Source organism: Limnoglobus sp. (assembly GCF_059499385.1).
Window position 1 is genome coordinate 175,591 of record NZ_JCABYM010000143.1, and the last position, 15,217, is coordinate 190,807.

The window sequence follows — 15,217 nt, forward strand, 5'->3', positions numbered from 1 at the left end:
CACGGCCCGCCCCGGAAACGGGCGACCGGCCCGTTTGGTTTCCGCAAGACCCCGACCTACAACGAGTACGAGGTATTATTCCCCCGCCGCGCGACCGATTCCCACCCCGACCCCACTTTCGTCGGAGAAGATCGACCATGGACACGACCCCCCCGACGGCCGACCCGGTGCGGTTCGACCGGCTCCGCGAAACGCTGGCGGCCGCCGGCCCGCGGGCGGCGGCGGACCAACTGTGCGACGACCTCCGCGCCGCCGGGGACTACCACGCCCTCTTCTACGCATTGTTGATGAAGAAGCGGGTCGAACTCGGCGTGTCCCCGTTCCCGACGGGACCGTCGGGCGACCTGCCGCCGGAGGCGCACGAGCCATACGAGAATGCGATCCGCGAGGCGGCGCGGGAGGTCGGCAACATTTATCTGGGGAAGAACGACTTCGCCCGTGCCTGGGGCTTCTTCCGGCTGATCGGGGAGCCGGGGGCGGTGAAGGACGCGCTCGAGAAGTACGAACCCGGCCCGGACGACGACACGTATGCCGTCGTCGATATCGCGTGGCACCAGCAAATCCACCCGAAGAAGGGGTTCGACATTTACCTTTCCCGCCACGGCATCTGTTCGACGATCACGATGGTCGGCAGCACGGACCTCGGCCAACAGGCGGAGTTGCGGAACCACTGCTACGGCAACCTCGTCCGCACGCTGTACGAGCAACTCGCCGAGCGACTGCGCGCCGACCTCCAGGCCCGCGGGCTGCCGACGGGAAATTCGGTGCGCGAAATGCTCCGGGACGAGCTGTTCGGCGATGACGTGTACCACATCGACGTTTCGCACCTGTCGTCGGTCGTGCAGATGGCGCTGCAACTGCCGCCGACCGAGAAGGAAACGCTCGAACTCGCCACCGAATTGAGCGACTACGGCAAGCGGCTGGCCCGACAGTTTCAAGGTGACGCCGACGCCCCGTTCGAGAACACCTACGAGGACTACTCGATCTACCTCCGCGTCCTGACCGGCCGCGACGGGGAGGAGGGGTTGGCCCACTTCGCGGGGAAGATCGAACGGGAATTGGAGGACGGCAACACGTTCCCGGCGGAGGTGTACGTCAACCTGCTCGTGAAGCTCGACCGCAAGGCCGACGCCCTCGCCGCGGCCCGGAAGTACCTCGCGACCGTCCCCGACGACCGCGGGCTGTCGTGTCCGACGGAGACGGAACTCGCCCGGCAGGTCGGCGACTTCGCCGGCGTGGCGGCGGCGGCGGAGGCGAAGAACGATCCGGTTACGTTCCTCGCCGGGCTGATATCGATCGACCGACGTTAAGTTCTCACGAAGAATTCATGTCCGCGGCCGTCCGACCCGCGGCGTCAACAAATACTGGGGGTTTGCGTTTGACATCTGAAGAACTGTGTCGTTTCCGGTTACTCGGATGAAACCGGTGTTGAAAATCGGGGCGCGCATTCGGCCCAACCGAGCTAGGATTCCCGACCCGAAAACTTTTCGCCCCGACCCCGCCCCGAATAGGGGGTATAATGGTTACGTCTTCAGCAGTTAACTCGGTCGCCGTGAACCTCCCCCGTCGCCCGACCGTCAGTCCTGACGGTTGGTACTGACGACTTCGCGGCCGTACAATTTCATGTTGGTGTCCGACCGGGCGTCCGGAACCGCTCGGTCGGTGACCCTCCCCATCACACGGACGTAGGACTTTTGGCAACGAACGGGCCGAAGGTGCGGTACGTCGTGTCGGTAGGGAGCGGTCGGCGGTTCCTGACCCCAGAGGTATTCCCGCCCATGAGCCGATTGACCCCCGCGGATCCCGACTCGCTCATCGAGAAACTCCGCAAGAAGGAGATCGACTTGACGATCGACGCCGACGAGGACGAGCTGGAAGAATTGGACGAGCCGTCCGAGGACGACACGGAACTCGAGGACGACGCGCCGGCCGAACTGGCGGCCGAGGAAACGTCGGCCGTGGACGACGCCCTCGGCCTGTACCTCCGGCAGATGGGCGAAATCCGGCTGCTGAACCGCGTCGAGGAACTGGCCATTGCCGAGCGGTTGGAACGCGCCCGCAACCGGTTCCGGCACGCGGCCCTGTTCTGCTCGCGAATCGTCGGCCGGGCCATGTTCACGTTCGAGCGGGTCCTCGCCGGGCACACCCCGGTCGATCCGACCATCGACGTGTACTCGTCGGCGGAAGTCCGGATGAGCCGGGCGCAAATCCTATCGCGGATGCCGCACAACCTTCCTTTGATCCGTCGGCTGCTGCACGAGGAGGCGGACTCCTTCTCGACCGCACTGAAGCTCGGGCACGCCGACGACCCGACGTGGCAGCGGGACCGGTTCCGCCGGCTCATCAAGCTCAACCGGCTGACGGCCGAGCTGTCCCCGCGGATCGAGATGCTCGAGCAGTGGGTGGACGAGCTGACGGACATGGCCGACGAGATGAAGCATCTGGTCTTGGCCGACTACCCGGACGCCGGCCAGCGGTTGTTCGACGCGCAGAACAAGATTCACATGACGGCCGCCGAGTTGACCCTGGCCGTCCGCGTGTTGAAGAAGCGGCGGCTGGCGTTCCAGGCCGTCCGCCGGCAACTGGCCGAGGCGAACCTCCGGCTCGTCGTGTCGATCGCGAAGAACTACCGCAACCGCGGCCTGCCGTTCGCCGACCTGATCCAAGAGGGCAACCGCGGGCTGATGCGGGCGGTGGACAAGTACGAGCACCGCCGCGGGTTCAAGTTCGGGACGTACGCGACGTGGTGGATCCGGCAGGGCGTCCAGCGGGCGCTAGCCGACCACGCCCGAACGGTCCGCGTGCCGTGCCACCAGATCGGCCTCCTGGCGAAGATGGAGCGGAAGCGGAACGAAATCACGGTGGCGACCGGCCGCGAGCCGACGAATGAGGAACTGTCCGCGGCCCTCGGCGTGAAGGAGGAGGACACGCGGTCGCTGCGGCTGGTCGGCCGCCAGCCGATGAGTCTGCACGACCCGATCGGCAGCGACGGCGAGCGGTCGGTGGAAGACTTCCTCTCGGACGTGGAGGTGTCCAACCCCGGCGAGCACGTGGATCAACGGCTCCTGAAGGAGCGGATCCACGAAGTCCTGCGGTCGCTCGCTCCCCGCGAGCGGGAGGTGATCGAACTTCGGTACGGGCTGAAGGACGGCACGCCGCGGACGCTCGACGACGTGGCGAAGCACTACGGCATCACCCGCGAGCGGATTCGCCAGATCGAGGCCCGCGGCTTGTTGAAGCTGCGGCAGCCGACACGGATGAACCGGCTGGAGCAGTTCACGGACGAAGAGTTGAACTGACAATGCGTCGACAGTCACGAAGAAGGCCGGGCGTCGGAACGACGCCCGGCCTTCTTTAATAGGGTGGGCACAGCCCACTGACGCATGGGGGCGTTGCCCGTTCGTCAAGTTATGCCGCCCTGTTCCATCGTTTGCTCGGACACTACCAACAGTTCCCGCTCACGGAAGAAGGTTAGGTTTCGGAGCAAATCTGACGGCCGCACCCGTCCCGTGTGATCGGCCAAAGCACCCTCGTCCCCGTTCCAACACGCATACACCTCGACGGTCGCTTGGTGCTGGAGGGCCAGGGAGAGGAACTCGACCAATCGCCGCCGCGACTCCCGGTTGGGGGCGAGTTCCGCCTCGTCCTCGAACCCTTCGTGCTCGCCGTACTGGAAGCCACACCCGCAACCCTCATGCGACCCGACGTAGTACACGCACGGTTTGGAGAATTGGCGACGAACCGCATCGTTCAGTTGAGCCAACTCGGTGACGTGGAATTGTGGGTTGGCCTGGTCCCACGTCCGAGTGGGCAACGGATAGTCGGACGCCACGTAAACGACCATGCACATCTTCAATTCCCCGGATTCGGCAGCATCACGACCGAGCCGTCGAGCATCGGCACGAGCAGCGACTTCCCGTTCCCGACCGGAATGGCCACTGTTCGCGGCAGTAGGTCCTGGTTCTCCGAACGGATCGAGCCGAGCTTCTCCCCCAACAATTGGTCGTAGGCCGTCACGATCCCGGCGATGTCCGTGAACAGGAACGCCGTGCCGTGCGGGACGCCGCCGAGGATGTCGGCCGAGCCGAGCCGTCGGACCACCCATAGGGCCTTCTCGCTGCCGGGGGCGATGGCGACGACGTGCCGGTTCTCCACCAGGTACGTCACGACCACGCCGGCGGCCGTCGTCCCGACGACGAACCCCGTCGTCGGCTTCCCGGCCGGGATCGGGTTGTCCGGGTCGTCCTTGCCCGCGCGCCACCGGCGGATCGGGTCGGCGACGGCGTCCGCGTCGTACATCCACACGTTGCCGCTCGGGTCGGCCACGAACAGCCGCTGCTCGGTCCCGCCGAGCGTCACCATCACCGGCGCGAACGGAATCTTCTCCCGCATCGTCCACGGCCCGGCCACCGCCTTGTAGTCCGCGCCGGTCGCCCACCGCCACCGGGTCACCTGCTTCGCACCGTCAGTCGTCAGGAACTCGTCCGCGGAAATCGTGGACACGAAGCACGGCTCGCCCAGCGGAACCTCGCCGCCGCGCCACATCGGGCCTTGTTGAAGTTTAGCCGCGCCCGGCTCGAACCGGTGGAGGAAGCCGTCGGCGCACGGAAAGACCACGCCGTTACCGGACACCGTCGGCGGACCGGCGGGCTTCTCCGGGAGTTGCACCAACTCGTCCGCCAGCGGCTTGCCGTCCACGACGTGGCGAACCCGCAGCCGCAGCGACTCCTTCTCCCCGCGCTCCGGGATCAACACCCAGACGGACTTCCCGTCCGGGGAGCCACACATCTGCGCCGGGGCGACGGCCGCCGGGACCGGCGGGGCCACCACCCAAGCTGATTGAATCGCCGCCGTCTCCTTCGCCGCCGCGTCGGTCGCGTTCGCGCGCAGGACGTAGACGCCACCGTCCTCGTCCGCGAGGGCCGTCGCCGCTTGCCCTTGAGGGATCGGCCGGGACTGCGGGGCAAAGCCGAGCTTCCGCTGCCACCGCGGCCGGCCGTCGCGGGGGTCGAACGCCATCGCCCGCACGCCGTCCGAGTCGTCCGACCGCACCACGATGAGCGCGACCTCCCGCCGGGCGTTCAACTGCGGGACCTGGATCGGAACCCCCGCGGGCAGCGGCAGCCCGGCCGTGTTCACCTGCAACCCCGTCCCCGGCGTGAGGCCGAGCCGCAGGCGGTACAGCTTCGACCGCGACACCGCCCAGAACGTGTCCTCTTCCGCCGAGATGACCTGCCCGGGCATCGGCGATTTCGCGTCCGTCGGCAGCGACGCGGACGGGATGGCGAAGATGTTCGCGTCCTGGTTCCCCGGCTGGTTCGTGCCGAACAGCCCGAACGCCCCGGCGTCCGTCACGACCGCGACCCGCTCGCCGTCCGTGTGCGGCGGGAACAGGACGTGCCCCGGCATCGCGACCGCCCCGGCCAGCGGCGGCGCGACCTCCGGCGGGCCGACCGCCGCGTCCACGGGTTCGGCCGGGGTGATCGGGAACGCCCGCAGCTTCGACGCCGGCGTGCCGTCGGCCTGCGCGAGGATCAGGAACCGGTTCGCCCGCCCCTCGCCGGCGACCGGCCCGGTCACGACTGGCGGCACGCGGAGCGACAGGTCCGGGTGGTCGGTCGCCAGCACCTGAACGCACTGCACCGGCTGGCGGTTCCCCTCGGCGTCGAACGGCTCGGTGTTGATGACGAACACCCGCCGGGCCTCGGCCGCGACGAAGATCGTCCCGCTGCCCGGCTGACGGACGCCGCCGGGGCCGATCCGCTGGCGGAGGTGGATGCGGCTGAGCCGGTTGCCGCTACCGGCCTCGATCTCGACGACCGTGCCGAGGTCGTCCTTCAACGGCACGTAGACGCGGGTGTTCACCACGATCGGCGGCCCGGCGATAGGGGCTTCGAGCGGCTGATGCCACTTGACCTCGCCGGTGCGGGCGACGCGGGCCGTCAGCCCGAACCCGTCGCGGTCGAGCGGCACGAGGGCCAACTCCGGCAACCCCGGCCGCTCGGGAACCCGCACCGGCACGTCGCGGACGGCCCGGCCGACGCGGGCGGCCCACAGCAGGTTTCCGCTCTCCGGGTCGAAGGCGTACAGGATGCCGCGGACGCTGGCGAAGAAGACCTCCGGCTGCGCGTCCGGCGGGACGATCACCGGTAGCGTCGATTGCCCGAGCGGCGACGAGACGAACAGCAGGCCGCCGGCGGGGTCGGCGGGCGGCGGGACGGGCGGGCGGAAGTCCGGGACGCCGCGGATGAGCCGCCGCAGTTCCGCCTTCGCGTCCGTAATCAGTTGCAGCGCCTCCTCGTCCGTCTCGAACCGGGCCTGCTTGAGCGCGACGGCGAACTCGAAGATGCGCTGGTCCGTCGGGTCCTTCGCCAGGTCGCGGTACGGGTCGATGACTCGCAGCCGCTCGCGTTCACGGACGAACTTCGCGGACAACTCGTCGAACCGCTTCCGCTGCGTGTCGAGCGGCAGGGCGTCCTTGATCCGGTACCGTTCCGCCACCGGCAGCACCTTCCGCCCCTCGACGACGGCCTTCTCCGCCGCGTCGAGCAGCTCCCGCTTCTTGCGGCCGGCCACGAAGTTCTTCAGGTTCTCGTCCGCGTTGCCGAGGTACGCCTCGACCAGCTTCCGGCCGGCCTCGAACACGTCGAACCCGTACCCGGTGTCGGTCGGCTTCGCCAGCGGCGTGTCGCCGTACTCTTTCAGGAAGTCGTCGTACTTCTTCTGCCCCTCGGCCGGGTTGTCGCGGGCGGTGACGGCGGACACGGCCGTGTGAACGTCACTGAGCTTGCCGAAGAACTCGTACTTCGGCTTGTCGTCGCTCGCCGGGAACTCGGCCTTCAACTGGTCGTACAGTTTCACCGCCTGGGTGTAGTTCTGGAGGTCGAACTCCTTCTTCGCGTCCTCGGCGAGGAGCTTCTCCCGGTTCGCCCGGTTGATGAGGGACTGAATGCCTGCGTAAGCGCCGACGCCGAGGATGGCGGCGACGAGGGCGAGGAGGACGTACTTCCACACGCCCGGCCCGCGGCGGTTCGGCAGCACGAGTTCGCCGGTGCTCTCCGGCTCGTCGCGGCGGACGCGCTTCGGCTCCGGCTTCTCCTCCGCGGCGACCGGCGGCGGGGCGACCTTCTTCCGCCAGTCCACGACCTTCGGCCCGTCCTCCACGACCGTCGCGACGACTTCCGGAACCTCGTCCTCGACGAGGACCGGGACCAGCTCCGGCTCCGCGACCGGCGGGGCGGCCGCCTCGCCTTCGAGGATCGGGACGAGCGGTTCGGATTCGACTTCAAACCGCATCGGGGCCTTCGGCTTCACCGGCGGCGGGACAGCCACGTCCGGCACGGCGACGGACTCCCCTTCAAAGATCGGGACGAGCGGCTCTTCCTCCGCGACGGGCGGCGGGGGCGGCGGGACGACAGGCGGCAGAATGGCGGTCGTCGCGACCTTCGGTTGGACGACGAAGATTTCCCGACAGTCGTTGTTCGGGCATCGCATCGACTTGCCGACGAGGTCGGGCTGGAGGTTGAACTGGCTCTCGCAGTGCGGGCATTCGACGACGATCGACACGATGTATCCCCGGCCGAAGATGTGCGGACGCGCGTGCGGCCCCGTTCCTGAAAGTGTACGCGAAACCCGCCGACGGTGGAACGGCGTTCGCCGTGGGGCCGTTTGTCGTAGAACCCGGAGCGGTAGCGACGGGGTGTCCGGTCGTGCCAGACACCCCGTCGCTACCGCTCCGGGTTCCAAAAACGTTAGCCCGACTTCACCGCGCGACGAGGGCCGGCTTCGGCGAGGTCGCGGACGTGGGGGCGGCCGTCTTCGCGAGGTTCCACACGAACTGCGGGTAGACCCCAATCGCCACCGTGCCGACGGTGCAGACCGCGGCGGCGACGAGCGGGCCGACCCCGCGGGCCGTGGCGACCGGCCGCAGCGGGCTGCGGAAGTACATGACGCCGAGGATGCGGAGGTAGTAGACCGCGCCGATCGCCGCGTTCACCGCCGCGATCACGGTCAGCGTCTTGTAGTAGTCGCCCATCCCGGTGACGGTCGGGGCGTCGTACAGGCCGATGAACAGGAACAGCTTCCCGGCGAACCCGGCCGTGAACGGGATGCCGATCAGGCTGAGCAGCGCGACGAACAGCAGCCCGGCGGCGACCGGGTTCGTCTGGTGCAGCCCGGCCAGGTCGTCCACGGATTCCGTCGGCTGGTCCGGGGCGTTCAGGTACGCGATCACGGCGAACGCGCCGAGCGTCATCAGGGCGTACCCGACGAGGTAGAAGATCAGCCCGTCGAACCCGTTCATGTACTTCGGCGACAGCCCGAGTTCGGCCGGGGCGTAGGCGGACGTGGTGATGAGGCCGAGCAGCATGTACCCGGCGTGCGCCACGCCGGAGTAGGCGAGGACCCGCTTCAGGTTGTCCTGGAGCAGGGCCATCACGTTGCCGAGGGTCATCGTCGCGGCGGCCAGGACCCAGAGCATGAGCGGGACGAGCGTGCCGTTCGGGAACGGCAGGTCGGTGACCGGCAGGTGCGTCAGCCCCAGCACGCGGGCCAGGGCGATGAACCCGGCGACCTTCGGCAGCACGGCCAGCTGCGCGACCACGGCCGTCGGCCCGCCCTGGTACACGTCCGGGGCGTAGTAGTGGAACGGCACGGCGGTGACCCGGAAGCCCAGCCCGGCGACGACCAGCACGACCGCGAACACGGCCAGCGGGGACACGGCCACCTTGTTCGCCGCGGTCAGCGCGACCGTGATGGCCGAGATATTCGTCGAGCCGGCCAACCCGAACAGGTAGCTGAACCCGAACAGGAGCACGGCCGACGACAGGATGCTGAGCAGGAAGTACTTGACCGCCGCCTCCTGGCCCGGCTTCCCCCGCGCCGGCAGGTAGAGCAGCACGTAGGTCGGAACACTAATCATCTCGAGCGCGAGGTAGAGCGTCACGAGGTCGTTCGCCCGCGCGACGAGGGACGTTCCGGCGATAGCGATGAGCAAGCAGGCGAGGTAGTCCGCGGCGATCTCTTTCGTCGCCTCCTTCGTGCTAAGGAAGACGAGTACGAGGCCGACGGCGAGGGCGAGCCAGCGGACGAACGTGGCGGCCGGGCCGGGCAGGATCGGGTAGTACGTTTCGGTGGCCGTGCGGAGCGAGTCGGCGACGCTGGCTTCCCACGGGTGGAAGACGACGGCGAGGGCGGCGGCCCCGCCCAGCCCGACGAGCGCGAGGGCCGTGTGGAAAAACCGGCTGGAGGTCGCCAGCCCGAGGAGGAACAGGACGCACGCAGTGCCGACGAGGGCGATCTCCGGCACGACCAGCTCGATCGCCCCGGTCAGCGCATTAGTTCGGGTGATGTCTGACAGCGGGTTCACGTCGGCGGGACCTCGATGGGGACTATTGTTTGGGCGGGGCCGGGGGAACCGGCGGCCGCCCAACCGGCCCGCCCGGCAGTCGGAGGGGCGGCAGCCCCGGCGGCGGGCCGCCGGGCGGCAGGCCGAACGCGCGAATCTGCAGCGGCTCGGCGGCGTCCGGGGCGGTCGGGGCGGCGGCCTTCGGGTCCAGCCGCGTCCTGGCGCGGGCGACGACGGCGGAGAGCCGCCGCACGTCCGACGACATCACGTCCAGCAGCACCTGCGGGAACAGCCCGAAGGCGAGGCAGAGCGCGGACAGGGCGGCGAGCGGGACGAACTCCCGGTTCGTCACGTCGCGGAGGGCCGGGGCCTCGGCCTCCGGGACGGCCGGCGGTTCCAGCAGCGGGCCGAAGAAGACCCGGCGGAGCATCGTGAACATGTACCACGACGACAGCAGCACGCCGACCGCCGCCACGACCGCCAGCCCGTACCCGGCGATCGTCACGTTCCGCGGGTCGAACAGCCCGGCCAGCATGAGCATCTCGCTGACGAAGTTGTTCAGCCCCGGCAGGCCGACCCCGGCGAGGGCGATCACGATGGTGAAGAAGGCGTACTTCGGGTACTTCGCCCACAGCCCGCCGTACTGGTTGGCGTCGAGCGTCCGGTACCGGCGGGCGAGGAACGCGAGCAGCGCGAACATCGCCCCCGCCGTCAGCCCGTGGTTGACCATGTGCAGGACCGCGCCGGACAGCCCCTCCGGGTTCATCGCGAACAGGCCGATGACCAGGAACCCGAGGTGCGATACGCTGCTGTACGCGGCGAGCAGCTTCAAGTCCCGCTGGGCGTAAGCGCAGAACGCGGCGTACACGATCCCGATCGCGCCGAGCGTGCCGAACCACGGCAAGCCGTACAGGACGCACATCTCCGGGGCGAGCGGGATGACGATCCGCAGGATGCCGTAGGTGCCGAGCTTCGCGAGGACGGCGGAGAAGACCATCGTGACCGGCAGCGGGGCCTCGCCGTAGGCCGCGGGCAGCCACGTGTGGAACGGGACGATCGGCACCTTCACCGCGAACCCGGCCATGAGCGCCAGGAACAGCCAGAACTGCACCGACCGCCGCTCCCGTTGGACCGCGCGGGCGTCCGCGACTTCCTTCTCCCGGTCCGCCCGCTGGGCCGGGGTCGCGGCCGCCAGCCGGGTTTCCCCGTGTGTGACGGCGTGATGCGCCATCGAGTCCCACATGCTGACGTTCTTCATCAGCACGGGGATCGAGAAGCTGATCGGCCCCGGCCGGCCGGCGACGTAGGCGTTCCCGGCGTTCTCGCGGGCGGCCATCGCCTGCTGCGTCGGCTCGTAGTAGAACGGCTGGTTCGTCGTCGGGTGGATCGGGATCGGGTTCGTGAGCACGACGCCGATGATGCCGACGAGCGTGAGCAGGCTGCCGAACAGCGTGTACAGGACGAACTTCCGGGCCGCGTCCCGCCGGCCGCCGCCGGTCCCCCACTGGCCGATCAGGAAGAACGCCGGGATCAGCGTCAGCTCGAAGAACACGTAGAAGAGGATCACGTCGAACGACACGAACGCCCCGGTGACGGCCGACTGGAGCGCGAACAGCCAGGCGTAGTAGGAGGCCGGCCGCTCCTTCACCGTGTCCCAGGACACGAGCACGGCGAGGAACGTCATGAGGCTCGTCAGCCCGACGAGCAGGACGTTCAGCCCGTCGAGGCCGATGAAGAACTGCACGGCCGGGGCCGACGCGCCGTCGGCGGCGAGGGAGAGAAGCGTCCACCCGGTGCGGTACGTGAACGTCTCGTCGTCGGTGGGCGAGCCGGGGTCGCCGGGCACGGCCTTCGGCTGGAACCCGAGCGACAGGCTCGTCTCGTAGTGGACGAACCCGGTGTACAGGACGATGAGGCCGACGGTCAGCAGCAGGTGGACGGCCGAGAGGTAGACGGCGAGGCCGCGGGCCGTCCGCGGGCCGGCCCGGCCGGCGACGGCGAGGAACCCGCCCGCGACGGCCGGCGACGCCAGCACGACGAGCAGGAACAGGCCGAGGAAGTAGTTGAGCGTCATGGCAGCCCCGGTGCGTCAGCGCGACACTTTGAACACGACGAACACGACGAACACCGTCAGCCCCAGCACCATCCCGAGGGCGTAGAACTGGACCAGCCCGTTTTGGAGCGGCCGCAGCAGGGCGGCGAGCAGCCGCGGGACGAACGACACGAGCCGGGCGATCGAGTCGAGCAGCCCGTCGAACTGCCGGCTGCCGGCCGCCGCGACCTCGGCCGGCTTCACCACCGCGCCGTAGTAAATCTCGTCCACGTACCCCTTGTTCAGCGACATCGCGTGCAGCGGCTTCATCATCCCCGGTACGGCCGCCAGCTCGCCGCGGCGGAACATTGCGAACGCCACCGCGAGGCCGCCGAGGGCTGCGACCGTCCCCAGCCCGGCGACCTGCCAGTTGAAGTGCGGCGACGACTGCGGCCGGACGATGTGTTCCTTCTGGTAGACCCGGTTTGCCAACTGGACGGCCGGGGCCTTCGCCAGAAACTTCGAGAGCCCGTGGTCGTTCAGCGGCTCCACGACGGCCCCGACGATCACCGCGCCGACGGCGAGCACGATCAGCGGAACCCGCATCACCCGCGGCGACTCGTGGGCGTGGTGGCCGGCTTCCTCGGGGACGCGCTCCTCGCCCCAGAACGTCAGGAAGTACGCGCGGAACGTGTAGAAGGCGGTCATCGCCGCGGTCAGCAGCGCGACGCCGAACACCATCTGGTAGATCAACTTGTAGTGCAGGGCGTGCTCCCCGGCGTGGTTGAGCGCGTCGAGGATTTGATCCTTGCTCCAAAACCCGGACAGGAGCGGCAGCCCGGCGAGGGCGGCGCAGCCGACCAGGAACGTGGCGTGCGTGACCGGCAGCAACTTCCGCAGGCCGCCAAACTTCCGCATGTCGATGACGCCGCCCATCGCGTGCATTACCGACCCGCTGCCGAGGAACAATAGGGCCTTGAAGAAGGCGTGCGTGAACAGGTGAAAGATGGCCGCCGCGACGGCGATGCTCGGGGTGACCGCCCCGGCCGTGCCGAGGGCCATGAACATGAACCCGAGCTGGCTGACGGTCGAGTACGCCAGCACCCGCTTCAGGTCCGTCTGCGTGAGCGCGATGAACGCCGCGAGCAGGGCCGTCAGGCCGCCGACCGCGGCGACGATGACCTGAACTTCCGAAACCTGCACGAACAGCGGCGAACACCGGGCGAGCAGGTAGACGCCGGCCGTCACCATCGTGGCGGCGTGAATGAGGGCGGACACCGGCGTCGGGCCTTCCATCGCGTCCGGCAGCCAGACGTAAAGCGGCAGCTGCGCCGACTTCCCGACCGCCCCGCAGAACAACAGTAGGCAGGCGGCCGTCAGCGTACCGTGGCTCGCCGGGTGGGTCGCGATGTGGCGGAAGATCGCCGTCAGGTCGGTGTTGTACCCGCCGGCCGTCCAGAGGAGGAAGATGCCGAGGACGAACCCCACGTCGCCGAGGCGGGTGACGAGGAACGCCTTCCGCGCCGCCGCGGCGGCCGACGGCTTCGCGTAGTAGTACCCGACGAGCAGGTAGCTACAAAGGCCGACGCCCTCCCACCCGGCGAGCAGCAGGAAGAAGTTGTTCGCCAGCACCAGCAGGCACATGCAGAACACGAACAGGCACATGATGGTGAAGTACCGGGCATAGCCCTCCTCGCCCTTCATGTACCCGGCGGAGAAGATCGCGATCCAGGTCGCCACGAACGTGACGGTCGCCAACATGATCGCGGACAGCTGGTCGATGGTCAGGCTGAACGTGACGCGGAGCAGCCCGGCGGCGAACCAGAACGTCGGCGTCTCGGTCGTCGTCAGGGCGAAGTGCGGGGCCTGGTCCAGCACGTCCAGGCGGATGCCGGGGGTCGGGCCGGCGGGGCCGTTGGCGTTCACGTCCACCAGGAGGTAGATCGCGAGGATCGCGGATACGCCGAAACATAACACGGCGGGCAGGTGGGCGAATTTCCGCAGCCGCACCTTCGCGAGCAGCGGCGTGAGGATTGTCGCGGCCAGGAGCAGGCCGAGGATGGTGATCGCGAGCGCCGTGCTAGACACGGGCGGCCTCCTGGGGCTTCTTCCCGGCGGCGGGCAGTTTCGGGTCGTCCGCCAACTCCGGCGGCGGGGTCGGCAGCTTCTCGGCGTCGGTCGTGGCGGGCACGCCGGTCTCGCGGAGTTGCTGCCAGAGGGTCGCGTCGAGCGACTTGTTCCGGCGGTACAGCGAGATGAACAGGGCCATCGCGATGCCCGCCTCGCACGCCGCCACGGTGACGACGAACAGGGCGAACACCTGGCCGGACATGTTCGCGTGGAACCGGGCGAACGCGAGCAGATTCAGGACGACGCCCTGCAACATCAACTCGGCCGAGAGGAACATCGTGATGAGGTTCCGGCGGGTCAGGAACCCGACCAGACCGAGGGCGAACAGGACGGCGGCGACCGCCAGGTAGTGCCAGACGGAGATCACGCCGTGGCCCCCTTCCGGCCGGCGATGGCGACGGCCCCGATGGTGGCGACCAGCAGGATCGCCCCGGCCATCTCGACGGCGAGCAGGTAGTCGGTGTAGAGCGAGTAGCCGATGTTCGCGACGTTGCGGGCGGGCAGCTCGCCGCGGCCGGCGAGGAAAACCGTCTTCTCGCGGAGGTCTTCCAGGCCCTTCGCCGCGGCCGCGACCTCGGCGGGCGTGGCGTTCGACTTCAGCGTCGTGTTCTCGACCGCGTTGAGCGTCTGGCGGACGGCGACCCGCAGGTCTTCGGCCTGCTTGCGGACGGTTTGCGACGCCGGGTCTTTCAGGATCGCGAGCCGGTCCGGGATGGCCGACGCGACGGCGTGGTCCCCGGCGTCCGCGGCGGTGGGAAGGCCGATCACGTCCGCGTAGCGGTCGCGAAGGCCCTTCGTTTTTTCGTGCAGTTCGTCCTTCGTCGTAGCCTTCCCGGCGTCCCGAAGTTGTTCCGCGATGGCGAGCAGCTCCGCCCGCTCCTCGGCCGTGACCGGGCGGGCGGGCAAGGGCAGCGGGGTCTTGCCCGCGTCGGCAGAGGCCGCCGGGCTGCCCTGGTGCATGGCGAACAGCACGAGGCCGAGGAACGCGAACCCGGCGAGGCTGCCGAGCAGCGGCTCGCGGGACCGGTCGTTCTCGTCCGTGATCGTGCCGGTCTGCGACAGCATCAGGACGAAGAGGAACGTGACGATGATCGCCCCGGCGTAGATCACGATGGTCGCGGCCATCAGGAACGGGGCCGCGAGCAACAGGAACAGCCCGCACACGCTGACGATGACGAACGCGAACGCGATCGCCCCACGGGCCGGGTTCCGCTGCGTCACGAAGACTGCGGCGAACCCGACGGCCCCGGCCGAGAACAGCCAGAACAGGATTTGGCCGACGGTGTCCTTCGCGGGGTCGCCGAACTGGCGCAGCATCCACGACACGAGGACGACGGCGGCGGCGATGGCGGCGAACGTGCCGACCGCGACCGAACGGCCCTTCGGCCGCGGGAGCAGCCAGTAGAACGCCAGCGCGCCGAGGGCCGCGGCGGCGGCCAGTTGGCCGACGGCGTTCCCAGGCGGAGAGGCGGCTAAGAGGTTCATTCCTTACTCGTGTAAGTTTTCACAAGCAACGCGGGGGAGTTATACAACCGCGGCGTTCGACTGTCGCGGATTCACTTCGCGGGCGGCGGCTCGGACGCCGGGCCGAGCGCCCCGGCCCGTGTCCGCACCGGGTCGGTCCCGGCCTTCGTCGTTACGTCGAAGACGCTCAGCAGCTTTTCCTTGTCGAAGATCATCTGCTCGCGGCTCAGGCCGGTCAGGTCGTA

General features: G+C 68.9%; 9 protein-coding genes. 2 read left to right on the forward strand and 7 right to left on the reverse strand.

All coding sequences use genetic code 11. The features are described 5' to 3' along the window. Positions 1-137: 137 nt before the first annotated feature. Positions 138-1,310 (forward strand): hypothetical protein, encoded by a 1,173-nt coding sequence (locus AC5JJ2_RS25130; protein WP_495860795.1) that lies wholly within the window; start codon positions 138-140, stop codon positions 1,308-1,310. A gap of 468 nt (positions 1,311-1,778) precedes the next feature. Then, positions 1,779-3,299, forward strand: coding sequence for a sigma-70 family RNA polymerase sigma factor (locus AC5JJ2_RS25135; protein WP_495860796.1), 1,521 nt, complete (start codon positions 1,779-1,781; stop codon positions 3,297-3,299). A gap of 104 nt (positions 3,300-3,403) precedes the next feature. On the opposite strand, the gene AC5JJ2_RS25140 is transcribed toward AC5JJ2_RS25135, so the two are convergent. The 7 genes from AC5JJ2_RS25140 to AC5JJ2_RS25170 all read right to left on the reverse strand — a co-directional run bounded on the left by AC5JJ2_RS25140 (position 3,404) and on the right by AC5JJ2_RS25170 (position 14,993). Beyond that, on the reverse strand, positions 3,404-3,844 hold the full coding sequence (locus AC5JJ2_RS25140; protein WP_495860797.1) for a hypothetical protein: 441 nt from the start codon (positions 3,842-3,844) through the stop codon (positions 3,404-3,406). Positions 3,845-3,852: 8 nt separating this feature from the next. Continuing rightward, on the reverse strand, positions 3,853-7,566 hold the full coding sequence (locus tag AC5JJ2_RS25145) for an outer membrane protein assembly factor BamB family protein (protein ID WP_495860798.1): 3,714 nt from the start codon (positions 7,564-7,566) through the stop codon (positions 3,853-3,855). Positions 7,567-7,762: 196 nt separating this feature from the next. Beyond that, positions 7,763-9,367 (reverse strand): NADH-quinone oxidoreductase subunit N, encoded by a 1,605-nt coding sequence (locus tag AC5JJ2_RS25150; RefSeq protein WP_495860799.1) that lies wholly within the window; start codon positions 9,365-9,367, stop codon positions 7,763-7,765. A gap of 22 nt (positions 9,368-9,389) precedes the next feature. Then, the gene (locus AC5JJ2_RS25155) at positions 9,390-11,420 is read right to left on the reverse strand and encodes a complex I subunit 4 family protein (protein ID WP_495860800.1); all 2,031 of its coding nucleotides are present in this window, start codon (positions 11,418-11,420) and stop codon (positions 9,390-9,392) included. A gap of 15 nt (positions 11,421-11,435) precedes the next feature. After that, positions 11,436-13,466 carry an NADH-quinone oxidoreductase subunit L gene (nuoL, locus tag AC5JJ2_RS25160; protein ID WP_495860801.1) on the reverse strand — a complete coding sequence of 677 codons (2,031 nt, stop codon included), beginning with the start codon at positions 13,464-13,466 and terminating at the stop codon, positions 11,436-11,438. Next, the gene (gene nuoK / locus AC5JJ2_RS25165) at positions 13,459-13,875 is read right to left on the reverse strand and encodes an NADH-quinone oxidoreductase subunit NuoK (RefSeq protein WP_495860802.1); all 417 of its coding nucleotides are present in this window, start codon (positions 13,873-13,875) and stop codon (positions 13,459-13,461) included. The genes nuoL and nuoK overlap by 8 nt, the downstream gene beginning before the upstream one ends. Continuing rightward, positions 13,872-14,993 (reverse strand): NADH-quinone oxidoreductase subunit J, encoded by a 1,122-nt coding sequence (locus AC5JJ2_RS25170; protein ID WP_495860803.1) that lies wholly within the window; start codon positions 14,991-14,993, stop codon positions 13,872-13,874. Before AC5JJ2_RS25170 ends, nuoK begins: the two co-directional genes overlap by 4 nt. Between the last annotated feature and the right edge of the window lie 224 nt (positions 14,994-15,217).